15 protein-coding genes are annotated in these 17,859 nt (G+C 63.1%); 10 read left to right on the top strand and 5 right to left on the bottom strand.

Annotated elements, in window-relative coordinates; translation table 11 throughout:
* Positions 1–181: 181 nt before the first annotated feature.
* From HDE77_RS03920 to ubiH, 3 genes are all read right to left on the bottom strand, one after another.
* Complete coding sequence (locus HDE77_RS03920; protein WP_184415849.1) at positions 182–976, bottom strand: dienelactone hydrolase family protein; 795 nt, start codon at positions 974–976, stop codon at positions 182–184.
* 159 nt (positions 977–1,135) lie between these two features.
* Positions 1,136–2,347 (bottom strand): UbiH/UbiF/VisC/COQ6 family ubiquinone biosynthesis hydroxylase, encoded by a 1,212-nt coding sequence (locus tag HDE77_RS03925; protein ID WP_184415850.1) that lies wholly within the window; start codon positions 2,345–2,347, stop codon positions 1,136–1,138.
* A complete protein-coding gene (gene ubiH, locus HDE77_RS03930; protein ID WP_255482528.1) occupies positions 2,344–3,573 on the bottom strand; it encodes a 2-octaprenyl-6-methoxyphenyl hydroxylase in 1,230 nt (409 codons plus the stop codon). Before ubiH ends, HDE77_RS03925 begins: the two co-directional genes overlap by 4 nt.
* Before the next feature lie 87 nt (positions 3,574–3,660).
* Between ubiH and HDE77_RS03935 the strand changes: the two genes are divergently transcribed.
* From HDE77_RS03935 to HDE77_RS03975, 9 genes are all read left to right on the top strand, one after another.
* Positions 3,661–4,257: a hypothetical protein gene (locus HDE77_RS03935; RefSeq protein WP_184415852.1), complete on the top strand. Its 597-nt coding sequence runs from the start codon at positions 3,661–3,663 to the stop codon at positions 4,255–4,257.
* Between the two features lie 18 nt (positions 4,258–4,275).
* Positions 4,276–4,848, top strand: coding sequence for a cob(I)yrinic acid a,c-diamide adenosyltransferase (locus HDE77_RS03940; RefSeq protein WP_184415853.1), 573 nt, complete (start codon positions 4,276–4,278; stop codon positions 4,846–4,848).
* Positions 4,849–4,854: 6 nt separating this feature from the next.
* Complete coding sequence (locus HDE77_RS03945; RefSeq protein ID WP_184415854.1) at positions 4,855–5,775, top strand: histone deacetylase family protein; 921 nt, start codon at positions 4,855–4,857, stop codon at positions 5,773–5,775.
* Positions 5,776–6,101: 326 nt separating this feature from the next.
* Positions 6,102–8,573 (top strand): LPS assembly protein LptD, encoded by a 2,472-nt coding sequence (gene lptD, locus HDE77_RS03950; protein ID WP_221444101.1) that lies wholly within the window; start codon positions 6,102–6,104, stop codon positions 8,571–8,573.
* A gap of 36 nt (positions 8,574–8,609) precedes the next feature.
* On the top strand, positions 8,610–9,953 hold the full coding sequence (locus HDE77_RS03955) for a peptidylprolyl isomerase (RefSeq protein WP_184415856.1): 1,344 nt from the start codon (positions 8,610–8,612) through the stop codon (positions 9,951–9,953).
* Positions 9,954–9,959: 6 nt separating this feature from the next.
* The gene (gene pdxA / locus HDE77_RS03960; protein WP_184415857.1) at positions 9,960–11,015 is read left to right on the top strand and encodes a 4-hydroxythreonine-4-phosphate dehydrogenase PdxA; all 1,056 of its coding nucleotides are present in this window, start codon (positions 9,960–9,962) and stop codon (positions 11,013–11,015) included.
* Positions 11,012–11,800: a 16S rRNA (adenine(1518)-N(6)/adenine(1519)-N(6))-dimethyltransferase RsmA gene (rsmA, locus tag HDE77_RS03965; protein ID WP_184415858.1), complete on the top strand. Its 789-nt coding sequence runs from the start codon at positions 11,012–11,014 to the stop codon at positions 11,798–11,800. Before pdxA ends, rsmA begins: the two co-directional genes overlap by 4 nt.
* 129 nt (positions 11,801–11,929) lie before the next feature.
* On the top strand, positions 11,930–12,313 hold the full coding sequence (gene apaG, locus HDE77_RS03970) for a Co2+/Mg2+ efflux protein ApaG (RefSeq protein ID WP_184415859.1): 384 nt from the start codon (positions 11,930–11,932) through the stop codon (positions 12,311–12,313).
* Between the two features lie 15 nt (positions 12,314–12,328).
* The gene (locus tag HDE77_RS03975) at positions 12,329–13,180 is read left to right on the top strand and encodes a symmetrical bis(5'-nucleosyl)-tetraphosphatase (protein WP_184415860.1); all 852 of its coding nucleotides are present in this window, start codon (positions 12,329–12,331) and stop codon (positions 13,178–13,180) included.
* 55 nt (positions 13,181–13,235) lie between these two features.
* On the opposite strand, the gene secA is transcribed toward HDE77_RS03975, so the two are convergent.
* Positions 13,236–15,968 (bottom strand): preprotein translocase subunit SecA, encoded by a 2,733-nt coding sequence (gene secA / locus HDE77_RS03980; protein ID WP_184415861.1) that lies wholly within the window; start codon positions 15,966–15,968, stop codon positions 13,236–13,238.
* Positions 15,969–16,194: 226 nt separating this feature from the next.
* A complete protein-coding gene (locus HDE77_RS03985) occupies positions 16,195–17,124 on the bottom strand; it encodes a M23 family metallopeptidase (RefSeq protein ID WP_184415862.1) in 930 nt (309 codons plus the stop codon).
* Positions 17,125–17,150: 26 nt separating this feature from the next.
* Here HDE77_RS03985 and HDE77_RS03990 point away from each other — a divergent pair, with 26 nt between their 5' ends.
* On the top strand, positions 17,151–17,672 hold the full coding sequence (locus tag HDE77_RS03990; protein WP_184415863.1) for a DciA family protein: 522 nt from the start codon (positions 17,151–17,153) through the stop codon (positions 17,670–17,672).
* The last annotated feature ends 187 nt before the right edge of the window (positions 17,673–17,859 follow it).

Consider the following 17,859-nt stretch of genomic DNA (forward strand, 5'->3'; position numbering starts at 1 on the left):
CAATGGCATACGGAGGCCCGAGCATCGTCACCGATGCGCTACGGGAGTCTGGCGCCCGAATTGTGCTGACCGGTTTGTGACGATGTTGCGAGCAAGTCCGCCCGACTGGTACCGCCCCTCCTCCGGGGCGGACCATTGATTTATTGCCGAAGGTGGGCACACCGCGCCCTCTGAATCGCGATCAGGGCGTGTTGGTGAACGCCGCGTGCAGCCAGTCGTGCATGAGCCGGTAGCTGCGTGCCGCGGCACGCGCGTCGTAGCGGCATCCCGCCGAGTTCTCGCCGACCTCGGTGAAGCAGTGCACGGCATGACCGATCACCACAAACTGCCAGTCCGCCGGACTGGCGCGCATCTCATCCATGAACTTGTCGGCGTCCGGCATGGTGCCCTTGTCGTCGGCGCCGTTCATTGCCAACACACGCGCCTTGATGTTTTTCGCCAGCCCCGGGTCGTCGGTACTCAGGCCGCCGTGGAAAGACACCACCGCCGCGACTTCCGCGCCGCTGCGTGCCAGATCCAGAACCGCCGAGCCACCGAAGCAAAAGCCGATCGCGCCCAGCTTGCCGGTGTCGATCGGCGCCGTCGAAGCTTGCGCCTTGAGCTGGGCCAGCGCTTCGTTCACCCGCTTGCGCATGAGCGCGCGATCGCCGTACAGCGGTTTCACGGCGGCCCCCGCCTGCTCGGCATTGCCCTGCTGCGGACGCACGCTGGCGCCGTACATGTCGGTGAGCAGGATGACGTAATCCTTGCCGGCAATCATCTCGGCCTTCTGTACGGCAGCGTCGTTCACGCCGTACCAGTTAGGCACCATCACCAGGCCGGGACGCTTTGCGCTTGATGCATCGTCGTAGACCAGCACGCTGTGGAAGCTGGTGCCGTCCTGCGTCCATTCGACCGGACGGTGCACCATCTTCGCCTGGGTGGCGAACGCGGAACCTGCAAGCAGCAACAGACAGCAAAGTCGGGCGAAACGCATGATGATTACTCCGATGGGTTTGCAAACGCCCTCCGCTGCACGCAAGGGAGGGTTGGGGTGAGTGCTCTTTGGCCACGAACTCGAAAGCTCTATCTCTCCTGACTTCCACCTGCCACCGAAGGGAATCCCATCTTCGAGGCATGCAAGGGAAGGAAATTGTCAGAGTCCGGCAGCATGCTCCGCAAGGCGTCGCTTGAGCGGAGCGAGGCGGTCAAGCAAGCGCACACCCAGGCCACGCGCCGCGACCAGCGCCGGAGACTGCAAGGCATAGATGCGCGCCAGCGCATCGAAGCCAAGTGCGTCGAGTGTATCGGCGCTGCGCCGGCGCCGTGCATAGCGGCGCAACACATGCGCGGCGCCGATATCGCGGCCCCCGTCGCGCGCTGCGACCAATGTGTCGCGCAGCTCGGTGACATCACGCAAGCCCAGGTTCACGCCCTGCCCCGCCAATGGATGCACCGCGTGCGCGGCATCGCCAAGCAGCACGAAGCGTTCGGCCTGGTAGCACTCGGCCAGTTGCAGCTTCAATGGAAACGCAGCGCGCTGTGTCGTGTCCATGATGCGGCCCAGGCGAAAATCGCTGGCAAGGCCGAGCTCGTCGAGAAACGCCCGATCGTCCAGCGCCAGCACCCGCAGTGCCTCGGCCTCGGGCAAAGACCACACTACTGAACTGCGGCCATCGGCCAGCGGCAACAACGCCAACGGTCCGGTCGATATGAAGCGCTGCCATGCGGTGCCGTCGTGCGGCCGCTCCGTGCTGACGTGCGCGACCACCGCACGCTGCGCATAGTCGCGACCGCTCGTGGCAATGCCGGCGAGTTGTCGCAGTGGCGAGGCGGCGCCGTCGGCGGCCACCAGCAAGCGGGCCGCCAGCGTTTCGCCGTCGGCCAATTCGAGCTGGATACGATCTTCCCTCGCGTCGAACGCGCGCACCTCGGCCGGACATAGCCGACGCACGCCTGCTGCTTCCAGTGCCTCCCACAACGTCCATTGCACCAGGTTGTTCTCGACAATGTAGCCGAGCAGTTCGCGCCCTTCGCTGGCGGCGTCGAAATCGATCGCCGCACCGCTCTCGGCGTCCCATACATGCATGTGCGCATACGGGCCGGCGCGTGCATCGCGGATGGACGGCCATACGCCAAGCTCATCCAGCAAGGCAAGCGACGATGGCGCCAGTCCGACCACGCGTAGATCCACTTCATCATGCAGATGCCATGCCTTCGGCGCACGCGCCTCCAGCAATGCCGTGGCGAAGCCGGCACGGGCCAGCGCCAGCGCAGCGGCAGCGCCGACCATGCCGCCACCGACCACCGCTGCATCCAGCGCTGGCGCGCGACGGCGGACCGAGGCTTCCTGCGTAGGTATGTTCACGGCAGCCGCTCCAATACCGCCAGCGGTGGTTCGCCGCGAAACCCCATGCCACGTCGAGCCAAGGCGCGTTGCAGCGGCGGGACGCGGTCGCAAGCCAGCAGCGCCAGCGACCGCAATGGTGCCAGCAGCGGCTGCCGCAGACAGGCCAGGCGCACCAGGCCATGACTCATTGCCATGGTTCCTTCGCGATCCGACGCGCGGCGCGCAGCGTAGCGCGCCAACAACTCAGGCGCACCCGGATCGGTTGCTGCAGCGACCAACTCGGCCAGGGTCAATGCGTCACGCAAACCCAGATTGAATCCCTGCGCACCGATCGGATGCACGGTCTGCGCGGCATTGCCGACCAGCACCGCGCGGGGTCCGGTCAGCTGTTGCGCGGCGACGCGATGGATCGCGTATGGATGTCGCTTGCCGAGTCGGGTCAGGCGTCCCAGACGCCAGCCGAAACGCTGCTGCGCCAGTTCGATAAAAGCGGCATCGTCCATCGTGGCGACGGCGTCCGCTTCATCCGCGGCCACGGTGAGGACCAGCCCACAGCGACGCTCGGCCAGCGGTAGCAGCGCAATGGGGCCGTCATCGGCAAAACGTTCGTAGGCGCGCTGCTGATGATCGCGCTCAGGAGTGACAGTGCAGACGAACAAGGTCTGCCCGTAATCGTGTCGCTCGACGTCGATACCGAGCTGCGTGCGCACGAACGACTCGGTTCCGTCCGCGCCGACCAGCAACTCGGTGTCGATCTCGCGCATGCCGTCCGCCGTTTTGATCTGCGCGCGCCAGCCCCCGGCCATCGGCTGCAACGCCGCCAGCGTAGCGGGGGCGAGCCGGGTCAACCGGGTGCATTCGTCCAGCCGACGCAGCAACGCCGCGCCGAGTTCACGCGCGGGGAGGGTCCAACCCAGTGCGTCGACACCCTGCTTGTCCGCATCGATCCGTGCACTACCGAATTCACCACTACGGCTGACATGGATGTGCCGGATCGGCGTGGCGCGCGCGGCGGCATGCCGCCAGACGCCGATCGCAGCAAGACCGTTGACGGTGGCTCGCGCCAGCGCCAGGTTGCGCTCGTCATAGCTGGGCTGGGCGTCAGCGCGCGGCGCGGCGGTTTCGACCAGGGTGGCGGCGATGCCGGCGGCGTCCAGCGCGATCGCCAGGCTGGCGCCCACCAGGCCGCCCCCAATGATCAGGACGTCGTGGCGGTTCACTTCGGGAGAATCCGGGGCAGTCATATACCGATAATACGCGCTGACCCGACCTGTGTTGCAGCACATTGGGCTAAACTGGCGGTCTGTTCAGTCGCTTTCATGGAGCACCACATGGCCAAGACGCAGATCCAACGCGTGGGCATTTTCCTGTTGCTTGCGCTGGCGATGGCAGCCACCCGCCTCCATCACTTCGGTGCGTTGCCCGATGCGTCATGGGGCGTGTTCTTCCTCGCCGGTTTCTGGCTGCGCGGTTCCGCGCGCTGGGCGTTTCCGTTGCTGATTGCCGAAGCGGTGCTGATCGACTTCTTCGTGATCACCGGCCAGGGCGTCGATTTCTGGAGCCACTACTGCGTGTCGGCGGCCTATTGGTTCATGCCCGTGTATTTCGGCGCACTCTGGTTCGGCGGCAGCTGGTTGGCCAAGCATCAGGTCGGGCTGCGCCTGCAGACGCTGGGCCTGACCGTGGTCGCGCTGCTGGTCAGCGAAGCGGTGTGCTACCTCATTTCCAATGGCAGTTTCTACTGGCTCAGCGCCAGCGTGCCGCAGCCGCGCAACCTGGCCAGCTGGTTCGTCAATCTGGGCGACTGGTATCTGTGGTTTCTCGACACCACCGTGCGCTATGTCGCCATCGGTGCGGTTCTGCACGTTCTGGTGGTGCAACTGGCGCGTGTGCTGCGGCAGTCGGACCGACCCGGCCTGCACCACTAAGCCAACGGCGGCCGATCGATGGGCAACCGACTCTCGAAGATCTACACCCGTACCGGCGACGACGGCAGCACCGGCCTGGGCGATGGTTCACGGGTAGCCAAGGACTCGCTGCGCGTAGCCGCCTACGGCACGGTAGACGAGCTCAACAGCACCATCGGCATGGTGCTGGCGGCCGACGGAGTGGATGTCGCGGTGGCCGACGTACTTGGCCAGGTGCAGCACGCCTTGTTCGACCTTGGCGGGGAACTTTGCATCCCCGGCATGGTGATGATCGAGGACGCCGATATCGATCGACTGGAACAAGTACTGGACGGCTTCAACGATCCGCTGCCGCCACTGAAAGATTTCATCCTGCCGGGTGGCGGCATGGCCGCGGCCTGCTGTCATCTGGCACGCACGGTATGCCGTCGCGCCGAGCGTGAGGTGATCGCGCTGGCGCGGGTTGAAGAAGTACGGCCGCAGGCACAGCGTTATCTCAACCGGCTGTCCGACCTGCTGTTTGTGATCGCCCGCGTACTGGCGCGCGCCAGTGGCCACGGCGAAGTGCTGTGGCAGCACGAGCGCCGCCGCAAACCCCAACCTGCCGAATAACCCCGCATGCTGCGGTTGTATACCCATTCCGCCTGTATGCAGCACGACCCCGGCCCAGGCCATGCTGAACGCCCGGCGCGCCTGCAAGCGGTGCTGCAGGCCTTGGACCATGACCGCCACGCCGCACTCGAGCGGGCCGAAGCACCGCTTGCGACCCGCGAGCAGCTGTTGCGGGTGCACAGTGCCGCCCACGTCGATCACATCCTGAGCAGCGCCCCGCTCGAAGGCATCTTTCAGCTGGATCCGGACACCTTCATGTCGCCCGGTTCGGTGGAAGCGGCACTGCGCGCGGCCGGTGCTGCAGTGGCCGCCGTGGATGCCGTGATGGCGGGTGATATCCAGCATGCGTTCTGTGCCGTGCGACCGCCGGGCCACCACGCCACCCGCGATCAGGCGATGGGTTTCTGCCTGTTCAACAATATCGCGGTGGGCGCCGCCCACGCGCTGGCCGCACATGGCCTGAAGCGCATCGCGATCGCCGATTTCGACGTGCATCACGGCAACGGCACCCAGGCCATTTTCGAGCACGAGCCGCGGGTGCTGTTTATTTCCAGCCATCAATCGCCGCTGTATCCAGACAGTGGCCGCGAGGACGAACGCGGCGTCGGCAATATCGTCAACGCCACGTTGTCGCCCGGGGCCGGCTCATACGAATTCCGCGAACTGTGGGAAGGTCTGTTGCTGCCAAGATTGAACGCATTCAAGCCGCAGCTGGTGCTGGTCTCGGCCGGCTTCGACGCCCATCGCAGTGATCCGCTGGCGGACCTCAAGCTGGGCCATGAAGACTACGCCTGGATCACCGAACGGCTGGTCGCGCTGGCCCACACGCACGCGAGCGGCCGACTGGTCTCCACGCTGGAAGGCGGTTATGAGCTGGCCGCACTGGCAGCCAGTGCAAGCGCGCATGTAAGCGCACTTATGGATTAAATCCGCGCGAAGCGCGCTCGCTCGCCTCCTCTCCCCTACGGGGAGAGGATTGAGGTGAGGGGCTGGTGCTTGCCTCAAAGCCCCATCAAAGCCAGCCCCAAGTCAGCTCCCCGCGAGCACCCGCCTCTCATCCGGCCCTGCGGGCCACCTTCTCCCCAAAGGGAGAAGGCCCGAGCGTCAGAGCAGCGCACCGTCCGACGCCGCTCCTGCTCAACTTCTGCTCATTGATGCTGAATCCTCACGCCGTCCGGAAAACGTTGACCTGCCTTACGTGGGGACTTTCTGCTAGCTTAACGGGCTTCCAAAGCCGGCAGATTTTCCTTGTGATGCCTAAGCTCCCCCCGCGCCGCCTGCTGGCTGTCGCTACAGCAATTGCCTTGATTGGTAGCAACGTCCATGCCACGAGTGCCCGTGATCAACCCAAGAACGGCCCCGAACAGGTCTGTCCGTTGGGTTCGTTCCATTGCACGACGCGTCCCTACAACTATTCGATGTGCCGGCCGAACGCACTGCTGGAGTTCTACGATCCGTTCCTGAGCAAGGACAGCACGGTGCGCGAAACCAGCACCACGTTCGCGCGGGCACAGCACGTCGACAGCTCCGACCAGACGGTCTACCACCTGTCGGGCAACGTGAACATGCAGCGTGCCGACCAGGAGTTGCATGCGGACACGGCCGCCTACAACGACGACACGTCCGACTACGACGCGCAAGGCAACGTCCGTTACCAGGACGCCGGGTCGTTGCTGGCCGCCGCCCACATGCGCGGCAACAACAACGCCAGTACCGGCGTTGCCGATGGCGACCTGCGCTACCAGATGCTGAAGTCACGCGGCAACGGCGTCGCCCAGCGCGGCGAAATGTTCGACTCGGACCACCGCCTATACAGCATCGCGACCTACTCCACCTGCGATCTTGGCCACCACATCTGGGAAATCCACGCCAAGTCCATCCTGCAGGACTACGTGAAAGAACGCGGCGTGGCCCGCGATGCCACGATACGTGTATTCAACGTACCCATCCTGTACCTGCCCTACTTCACCTTTCCGCTCGACAATGAGCGCGAGAGCGGCTTTCTGACGCCGATCCTCAGCAATACCAGCCGCGCCGGCTTTCGAGTGATGGCGCCGTATTACCTGAATCTGGCACCCAATTATGATGCCACCCTGACACCGAGTGTCTTCACCAGTCGCGGTGAGATGCTGGGCGGCCAATTCCGTTATCTGTTCCCCGGTTACACCGGCCAGCTCGATGCCGAGTTTCTCCCGAACGATCAAACCAACGACAGCGGCACCGCGGCCCAGACCAAGGGCGAAGATCGCTACTTGGTCAAATACATCAGTGCCTCGCACCTGTGGGATACCTGGTACCTGACCACCAACATCAACCATGCTTCGGACCGTAACTACCTGTACGACTTCGGCAGCCTGCTGGACAACAGCGCGATTGGTACGCTGACGTCCAGCGTGTATGCCATTGGCAGCGGCACCTGGTGGAATTCGACGCTCGGTGGCGACGTCTACCAGAACGTAAACCCGTTCCTGCCCGACTCCGTGAACCCTTACAACCGGCTGCCGCGCGCGACGCTGAATTTCAATGTCCCGATATCGCGCTGGCTCGAATTCGGCATGAACAACGAAGCCGTTGCGTTCACCAAAAACGAGTATTCGCTGGTCAACCAGAATGGCGTCACCAGCTATCAGCGCGATTTCGTGGACGGAAATCGTCTCGATCTGTACCCGTTCCTCGCCGCTGATTTCCAGGGTTCGTACTGGTTCGTCAAACCCAAGGTGGCCTATCGCTACACGGCATATGACCTCGATAGCAACTATGGCAACTACGGCTACGGCGGATTGCTTGCGTCAGGACAAACCTCGCCATTCACCGAGCAATCGCCCAGCCGCGCATTGCCCATAACCAGCATCGACAGCGGACTGATCTTCGATCGCAGCACTACGCTGTTCGGCAACAGTTATACGCAGACGCTCGAACCGCGCCTGTATTACCTGTACGTGCCGTATCGCAATCAGAACAATTTGCCACTGTTCGACACGAGCCTGATGACGTTCGACTACTGGCAGCTGTTCTCGCCGAATCAGTATTCCGGCGCAGATCGACAAATGAATGCGAACGACCTCACCGGGGCGCTGACCACTCGCCTGCTCGACGAGAATGGTGTGGAACGGTTGTCGGCCAGCTTCGGCCAGATCACCTATTTCACTCCGCAACGAGTGCAGCTGCCGACCGGGCAAAATACCGTGGCGCCATCAACGGATTGGTCAGGCTCGGACTACGTGGCCCAGCTCAACCTGCAGCTGGCTGACCGGTGGCGCCTGAACACCACCTATCAGTGGAGCCCGAACACCGACCATACCGACATGGCGACTGTGGAGCTGCAGCACCGACTGGGTACGGACGGCGTCCTCAATTTTTCCTATCACTATCTTAACGGCCTGTTGAAACAATTCAGTGTTTCGGCGGTCTACCCGTTGTCCGACCGTTGGCGGCTGATGGGGTCGTGGACCTACGCCCAGCCGGTCAAGGGACTTGCCACCTCAATCAGCGGCACGGTCGAGGCACTGGTTGGCGTCGAATACGACAACTGTTGCGTTACGTTGCGGCTGGTCGATCGTAATTACGTGGATCAGACGTTCTACGGTCAGGCCCCGCTCGCCCCTGGCAGCGGTACCAATCTTCGCAATAACGCCATCATGTTCGAGGTGGTCTTCAAGGGGATCGGCTCGTCGGGCGGCGAAATCGATCCACTGTTGCGCCGTGATATTCTTGGCTATCAATAATTCGCATTCGCCCCCGGCGATTCAGGCTCCCCACTGATGAAGCAACCCATTGCACTCCTCCTGCTCGCGCTCGCGATCATCCTGCCTGCCCACGCCCAGCTGCTGACACCGGCCGCCCCTGCAAGCCCCCCGCTGGACCGCATCGACGCTGTCGTCAATGATGACGTGATCCTGCAAAGTGAGCTGGACGACGCCGTGCATTCGGTGCAGCAGCAATACGCCAACCAGCCTGGGCAATTGCCGCCGATGGACGTGCTGCGCAAGCAGGTGCTGGATCGACTGGTTCTGATGAAGCTGCAGGTTCAGCGGGCGCAGGATCAAGGCATTCACATCTCCGATGCCGACGTCGACCAGGCTGTCGCTGGCGTAGCCCAGCAAAACAAGCTCACGCCCGAGCAGTTGCGCACCGAAGTGGAACGCAACGGCAACAGCTTTGCGGCATTCCGCGAGCAGCTGGCCGAGCAGATCACCGTGCAGCGCCTGCATCAGAGCGTGGTGCGTGACTCGGTCTCGGTCACTGATGGCGAGATCGACAACCTGCTCAGCAGTGCGGCGTACAAGGGTGGCGAAGTGCATCTGTCGCATATCCAGATCAGCACCCCCTCAGGCGCGGACGCCGCCGCCATCCAGGCTAGCCAGGCCAAGGCCGAGCAGGCGCTTGCCGCAATCAAGGGCGGCATGGATTTCAACGCGGCGGCCATCCGCTACTCCGATGCCAGCGATGCACTGGACGGTGGTGACCTGGGCTGGCGGCGGATGGACGAGATCCCGCCGGCATTTGCCGATACGGTCGGGTCGATGAAGCCCGGTGACGTCAGCGCGGCACTGCGCGGCCCGACCGGCTTCCACATCATCAAGCTGATCGGCCAGCGCCAACCCAGTCAGCAGATGGTCACTGAATTCCATGCCCGCCAGATCATGATCAAGCCGAGCGACCTGGTCAGCCAGGCACAGGCAGAGCAGAAGGCGCAAGAGCTCTACAACCGCATTGTCAACAAACATGTGGACTTTGCCACCGTGGCGAAGGAAGACTCCAAGGACGACACCACGGCCAATGCCGGTGGCGACATGGGCTGGTTCCAGCAACAGGCCTGGGGCACCACCATCGCCCAGCAACTGGATCAGCTCAAGGACGGAGAAGTATCGAAACCGTTCCAGAGCGAAGCCGGCTGGCATATCGTGCAGCGACTTGGTACGCGTCAGAGCGACCTCACGAACCAGATCGCCCGCGACCAGGCACGTCAAGCGATTGGCAATCGCAAATCCGACCAGGCCTATGACGATTACCTGCGCGAGATGCGTTCCAACGCCTACATCAACATCCTGGTACCGGAACTGCGCGATACGGACAGCCAGGCTGACGTTGCCACGTCGCCGTAAGCTCGCTTGAACCAGACGCCACTCCCGCGGCTCGCCGTTACGGCTGGTGAACCGGCGGGTATCGGCCCTGAACTGCTGATCAGGCTGGCGGCCACCCCGCTGGCAGCCAGCCTGATTGCGATCACCGATCGCGGCTTGCTTGAACGCGCTGCGAGTCGTTGCGGTGCGGTCATCGAGTTGATCGATGACGATGGCAGCCCGCAGACTCAGCGCCGCCCAGGCACGCTTCTTCTGCGGCACGTCCCACTTGCATTCGATGAAATACCCGGTCAGCCCGATCCACGCAATGCACGGCATGTGCTGGCGACCTTGACCGAGGCTGCCGATGGCTGCATGACCGGTCAATACGACGCAGTGGTCACTGCGCCGCTGCAAAAATCATCGATCAACGACGCCGGCATCCGCTTCAGCGGACACACCGAGTTCTTCGCCGAACGCGCGCAAGCCGACGTGGTGATGATGCTGGCCAGCCCGGAACTTCGCGTAGCGCTGGCGACCACGCACCTGCCGCTGGCCGCAGTATCCGCGGCGATCACCCACGCCTCGCTGACCCGCACGCTACGCATCGTGCATGCCGAGTTGCGCAGCAAGTTCGGCATTGCCGAGCCACGCATCGCCGTGCTGGGGATCAACCCGCATGCGGGCGAAGGCGGTCACCTTGGCCGCGAGGAAATCGACACGGTGATCCCGGTGCTGGAGGCGCTGCGCAAAGACGGCATGCAGCTGCTCGGCCCATTGCCCGCCGACACGGCGTTCGTGCCGGCACAACGCCCGCACTACGATGCCGTGCTGGCGATGTATCACGACCAGGCGCTGCCGGTGCTGAAAAGCGAAGCGTTCGACCGTACTGTAAACATTACTCTCGGCCTGCCGTTTATCCGCACCTCGGTCGATCACGGCACCGCGCTGGATCTGGCCGGTACCGGTCGAGCCGATCCTGCCAGCTTGATCGCCGCCGTCATGATGGCCATCGATTTGATTGCGCGCAGTGCCTCCCTATCCCCTTCCCCCTCGCTCGAAGATGGCCGGGATGAAAGGCCCATCTCGCGAGAAATTTCATGAACGCCCGCCCCAAGAAAAGCTTCGGCCAGCACTTCCTGCACGACCGCCGTTATATCGAGCGCATCGTCAGTGCGGTCGCCCCAAGGGCCGAAGATTTCGTAGTCGAGATCGGCCCCGGCGAAGGCGCGCTGACGCTGCCGTTGCTGGCGGCGGCCGGCAAGCTCACGGCGATCGAACTGGATACCGACCTGATCCCCGGTTTGCAGGCGCGTGCTGCTGCCGCTGGCGAACTGCATATCATTCACGCCGATGTGTTGAAGGTGAATTTCACCGCGCTCGCACACAGCCATGGTGTGGAACGTCTGCGCATTGCCGGCAACCTGCCCTACTACATTTCCAGTCCGATCCTGTTTCACTGCGTCGAGCACTCCGCAGCGATTCAGGACATGCACTTCATGCTGCAGAAGGAAGTGGTCGAGCGGATGGCCGCCGAGCCCGGCAGCAAGGTATATGGACGGCTATCCGTGATGCTGCAGCTGGCCTGCCGGGTCGAACCGCTGTTCACCGTGCCGCCGGAGGCATTCCGCCCGCCACCGAAAGTGGACTCCGCCGTCGTGAGGCTGCTGCCGCTGTCGCCGCACGAACGGCACGACGCCAATCCCGAACATGTCTACGCCGTGGTCAAGGCTGCCTTCGCCCAACGGCGCAAGACGCTCAGCAACGCACTCAAGCAATTACTGGACAGCGATGCGATCCGTCGCGCCGACGTCGACCCCAAGGCGCGCGCCGAAACGCTCGCTCCCAACGATTTCGTACGGCTGGCCAAGATCTACAGCAATCTCTGACGCGGGCGTGCGCCACGCAGGTCACGTTCGTGAAGGTCACGCTCATGACAGTCACGCCAGTGACCACCGTCTTCATGACAATCGCGGCGGCTGCGCCCCATTCACGGCGACAGGCCTTACAATCGGGCCATGACTGAAAAATCTTCCTACACGATCGACGTGCAGGTCGAAACCCGTTTCGTCCCCGATCAATCGAAGCCCGGTGACAATCGCTACGTTTTCGCCTACACCGTCACCCTGCGCAACGCTGGCGACATGCCGGCACGCCTGCTGGCACGCCACTGGATGATCACCGACGCCAACGGCAAGGTGGAGGAAGTGCGGGGGGACGGTGTGCTCGGCGAACAGCCATGGATGCGTCCTGGCGACGATTTCGAATACACCTCCGGCGCCGTATTGGAGACGCCGGTCGGCACCATGGGCGGCAGCTATCAGATGCTGGCCGACGATGGCACCCAGTTCGAGGCGCCGATTCCGACCTTCACCCTGTCTATCCCGCGAACGCTTCACTGATGGCCCTGCTCTGAGATGGCCACCTATGCGATTGGCGACGTGCAGGGTTGCTACCCCGAACTGCAACGACTGCTGGAAAAGCTGCGCTTCGATCCGGCGCGGGACCAGCTGTGGTTCTGTGGCGACCTGGTCAACCGCGGCGGGCAGTCGCTGGATACGCTGCGTCTGATCCACAGCTTGCGCGAGCAAGCTGTGGTCACGCTCGGCAATCACGACTTGAGCCTGCTGGCGATAGCGCAGCGGCGCCCCGACGCGCAGGCTCGGGTGAATCCCGAACTGCGCGAAGTCTTGTTCGCCGACGACGCCCCGGTGCTGTTCGAATGGCTGCGCTCGCAAAAGCTGCTGCACCATGACGAGCAACTCAACTGGACGATGGTGCATGCGGGGCTCGCACCGTCATGGACACTGCGCCAGGCCCAGCGCGCCGCGCAGGACGTCGAGCGCGAGCTGTCCAGCCCGCGCCACCCGCGGTTGCTGAGCAATCTGTTCGGCAACCGGCCGGCGCTGTGGACGAGCCGACTGCAGGGGCTGGATCGCCAACGCGCCACCATCAACACGATGACCCGGATGCGCTATTGCGATGTCAACGGCCGTATCGATTTCGAAGCCAAGGGCATGCCGGGCACACAAAAAGCCGGGCTGTATCCCTGGTTCGAGGTACCGGGCTTGCGTCGCCGCGACACCCGGGTCGTCTGTGGCCATTGGTCAGCGCTTGGTCGCTTCGCCGGATACGGTGTGCATGCGATCGACACCGGCTGCGTGTGGGGCGGGCAACTCACCGCGTTGCGACTGGATAGTGAAGAGCCGCAATACATCACCGTGAACGCCGAGGCGCACCGCAAGCGGCCGCCTGGTGGCGAGGATTGACCCTGTGACCCAGGAAAAACCCCGCCGCAGCGGGGTTTTTCGTTACTGATGCAGCTCAGGCCAGTTGACCATGGCAATGCTTGTACTTCTTCCCCGAACCGCAGGGGCAAGGATCGTTGCGACCAGCCTTGGGGGCATCGCTCTGCGCCTTGGCTGCGAAGCCAGTCGTGGCACCTGACGGCTCCACGGCAGCCGTGGCAAAGGCGTCTACCGGCGCACCGCCACCGGTCGCCAGCATCTGCTTCTGCAGGCGTTCCGCCATGCGCTGCTGCTCGGCTTCCATCGCGGCGACTTCCTCTTCGCTGCGAATGCGGATACGCGCCAGCATCTGCACGACCTCGGTCTTGATCCGCTCGAGCATCTCGGAAAACAGCTTGAACGATTCGCGCTTGAACGCCTGCTTCGGATCCTGCTGGGCATAGCCGACCAGATAGATGCCCTGGCGCAGGTAATCCATGTTGGACAGATGATCTTTCCAGGCGTTGTCGACCACCGTCAGCATGATGTGCTTTTCGAGCTGACGCATGGTTTCGGAGCCGATCTGGGCCTCCTTCGCCTGGAACATCTCGTTCACCGCATTGCGCGCATGCGTGAGGATCGCGCCGGCATCGATTTCCTGCTGCTGTTCGACCCAGTGCTTGAGCTCCAGCGACATACCAAACTCGCTTTCCAGCTCGCGATCGAGGCCGGCGAGGTCCCACTGTTCGTCGATGCTCTCCGGCGGCACATGCGCCAGCACCATCGACTGCACCACATCCTCGCGGATATCGGCGACGGTGGCGGAGACATCCTCGCCCTCGAGCAATTCGTCACGCTGGCGATAGATCACCTTGCGCTGGTCATTCGCAACGTCATCGAATTCCAGCAAGTGTTTGCGGATATCGAAGTTGTGCTGCTCGACCTTGCGCTGGGCCTTTTCGATCTGCCGGCTGATCATGCGATCTTCCAGCGCGTCGTCGTCCTTCATGCCGAAGCGCTTCATCCAGCGGACGAGCCCTTCGCCACCGAAGATGCGCAGCAGGTTGTCTTCCAGCGACAGATAGAAGCGCGAGGAGCCGGGGTCACCCTGACGGCCGGAACGACCGCGCAGCTGGTTGTCGATACGCCGCGACTCGTGCCGCTCGGTGCCGATGATGTGCAGGCCACCAGCCGCCAGCACCTGTTCGTGCAGTTTTTTCCACTCGGCCTTGACGCGCTGGCGATCCATCTCGCTGGCGTCGGCCGGCAGTGCCGCCATGGCCGCGTCCAGGCTGCCGCCAAGCACGATGTCGGTGCCGCGGCCAGCCATGTTGGTGGCGATCGTGACCTGACCCGGCGCACCGGCCTGCGCCACGATATGCGCCTCGCGCTCGTGCTGCTTCGCGTTGAGCACTTCGTGCACCACTTTCGCCTTGGTCAGCATGCCCGACAACAACTCAGACACCTCGATCGAGGTGGTGCCGACCAGCACCGGCTGACCGCGCTTGTGGCAATCCTTGATGTCCTCGATCACCGAGCGGTATTTCGGATCCTGCGCCAGGAAGATCATGTCCGAGTTGTCCTTGCGGATCATCGGCATGTGGGTGGGGATCACCACCACTTCCAGGCCGTAGATGCTCTGGAACTCGAACGCTTCGGTGTCGGCCGTGCCGGTCATGCCGGCCAGCTTCTTGTACATGCGGAACAGGTTCTGGAACGTGACCGTCGCCAGCGTCTGGTTCTCGCGCTGGATCGGCACGCCTTCCTTCGCTTCCACCGCCTGATGCAGGCCATCGGACCAGCGTCGACCCGCCAGCGTACGGCCGGTGAATTCGTCGACGATGATCACTTCGCCATCGCGCACGATGTAGTCGACGTCGCGCTGATAGATGCCGTTCGCGCGCAGCGCCGCGTTCAGATGGTGCACCACCGCCAGATTCTTCGAGTCGTACAGACCGCTGTCCTGCTCGATCACACCTGCTTCGCGCAGCAGCTCGTCGGCGTGCTGCATGCCCTCTTCGGACAAGTGCACCTGCTTCTGCTTCTCGTCAACCCAGTAGTCGCCAGCACTTTCCTCATCCGGCTGACGGTTCATCCGCGGCACAATCTTGTTCACCGCCAGATACAGCTGCGGCGAGTCTTCGGCCGGCCCGGAAATGATCAGCGGGGTGCGTGCCTCGTCGATCAGGATCGAGTCGACCTCATCGACAATCGCATAGTGCAGGCCGCGCTGATAGCGCTGCTCCTTGCTAAGTGCCATGTTGTCGCGCAGGTAATCGAAGCCGAATTCGTTGTTGGTGCCGTAAGTGATGTCGGTGGCATACGCCGCGTGCTTGTCGGCGTGATCCATGCCCGGATACACCACACCCACGCTCAGACCGAGAAAGTTGTACAGCTTGCCCATCTGCGCGGAGTCGCGGCGCGCCAGATAGTCGTTCACGGTCACCACATGCACGCCCTTGCCGGCCAGCGCATTGAGATACACCGGCAGCGTACCGACCAGGGTCTTGCCTTCGCCGGTGCGCATCTCGGCGATCTTGCCCGAGTGCAGCACCATGCCACCGATCAGCTGCACGTCGTAGTGGCGCATGCCAAGCGTCCGCTTGGCCGCCTCGCGCACTACCGCAAATGCCTCCGGCAGCAGCTTGTCCAGCGACTCGCCATCGGCAACCCGCTTCTTGAACTCATCCGTCTTGCCGCGCAAGGCATCGTCGCCCAGCTTCTCGAACTCGGGCTCCAGCGCGTTGATGCGTGTAACGGTTCTGGAAAGCTGGCGCAGTACGCGCTCGTTGCGGCTACCGAAAAGGCTCGTCAGGGCACGGTTGAACATCGATCTTCCGGATTGGGTAACAGAATGTCCGCAACAGGCGCGGACCAATCAGGCATATTACTACATGCCCACAAAAGCACGGCCCGCAAAACCACGGCCCGCAAAGCACGGTTCATAAAGGCAGGGCTCATCAAAGCACGCCCATCAGTGCGTGCCGATTCCGTGAACCGGGATGGCGTCGGCAACCAGCGGATTCAAGGGGCTGGCCGCCGCAAGGCCGGTCGTTCTACCGATGATTGCGCACAAAGGCCAGCGGATTGACCACCCGGCCGTCGTACCAGACCTCGAAATGCACATGCGACCCGGTCGAGCGACCGGTGGAACCGGCATCGGCGACCACGTCGCCCACCTGCACATGCTGGCCGGGGCGCACTTCCAGCGCGCTGTTGTGCGCGTAGCGGGTCATGTAGCCGTTGCCATGATCAATCTCGATCACGTTGCCGTAGCCACTGCGGACGCCTGCAAACGTCACCATGCCCTCGGCCACGGCATGCACCGGCGTGCCAATTGGAGTGGCGATGTCGATCCCGGTATGCCGCGCGGAACGGCCATCGAATGGATCCGCACGCACACCGAAATAGGATGAGATATAGCCTGGCACCGGCATCCCGGTGGGTTTCAGATTCGATTCGATCTTCGCGTCCAGCAACAGGCTCTGCAGCGCCGACAATTGCGCCTGCTGGATGTCGAACTGGCCGGCAAGCTGGTTGATGCTGCTGTCCAGCGCCTGCGGCAAGGCGTAAGCACTGCCGCCAACGTCCTCGATACCGCCAACCGGTGGCTGCTGGTCGAAATTGAACTCACCGTCGTCAAGCTTGCCCACCTGGGCCAGCCGCTCGCCCAAGGCGTTCAGACGGGTGGACTGGGCCTGCAACTGGCCCAATTTGATCGCCAGCGCATCGAGCCCACGCTGGGCATCCTGGCGTACACCGCCCAACTGGCCATTCTGCTGTTGAATCTGCTGTTGCAGATCGTGGATTTCACCCAGCGCGCGGTCGCGCGGACTGGCGACCGTCAAGGCCAGCGCCACCCCTAAGCCTACGCAGCCGAGCACCGCCAGCGTGAGCATCGAAAGCAGCTTCCAGCGCAGGCGCCGATCCGCCAAATCAAGGGTTTTGGGCAATTTCCTGGCACGTGACACGAGTATGATTTGCATGTCTTTCCAAAGTCGAATTCGGCACCATGCAGCGCTTCGCTCCAGCCAGCCCCAATCAGGCCAAGCCCAATCAGGCCACTTCCCGCCGTATCGGCAATGGACCGAAATCCATCGTCGACTGTGGCTCCTTCGCGACGCTGGCCAAAAAGGCCGGCGCGCTGGAAGCGCTGGATCGCGCACTACGTCAGACGCTGCCGTCACCGTTACGCGAGCAGGTAAAATTCGCCAACTTGCGCAACGACCGCCTCATCTTTTTGGCGTCTTCACCGGCTTGGGCATCGCGCCTGCGCTTGATGCAGACACAGATCCTTGCCGCCGCACATGCCATCGGCACATGCGCCAGTTCAGTCACCGTGAAAGTGGTCCCCCAACCACCGGTTGCAACAGAGCCGGATCGGTCTAAACCGCTTTCGCCCGCCGCAGCCACCCATCTTCGGGCCGCCGCGGCGTCAATCTCAGACCCCGAACTACGGGTTCTGTTCCTTGAGCTGGCGTCCCTCGCCGAAACCGCTGATTCCGGAGCCGACGGAACGCACCTGGCGCCCTGAATCGACTCTTTCCTGCTTTGGCGGCCCTCATAAGTCGGTCGCAGTCTGTTGCAGAAGGATGGGTTTATACCATGCGCGACCGTTTGGGAACACCGCGGCGCGTATTCAGGGCGTGAAGAAAACCCGTCAAAGTGTGACTTGCGTCACAAAAAAAGCCGTGTCATAGACACGGCCTTCTTGGCTAGTC

The organism is Rhodanobacter sp. MP7CTX1, assembly GCF_014205795.1.
GTDB lineage: Bacteria > Pseudomonadota > Gammaproteobacteria > Xanthomonadales > Rhodanobacteraceae > Rhodanobacter.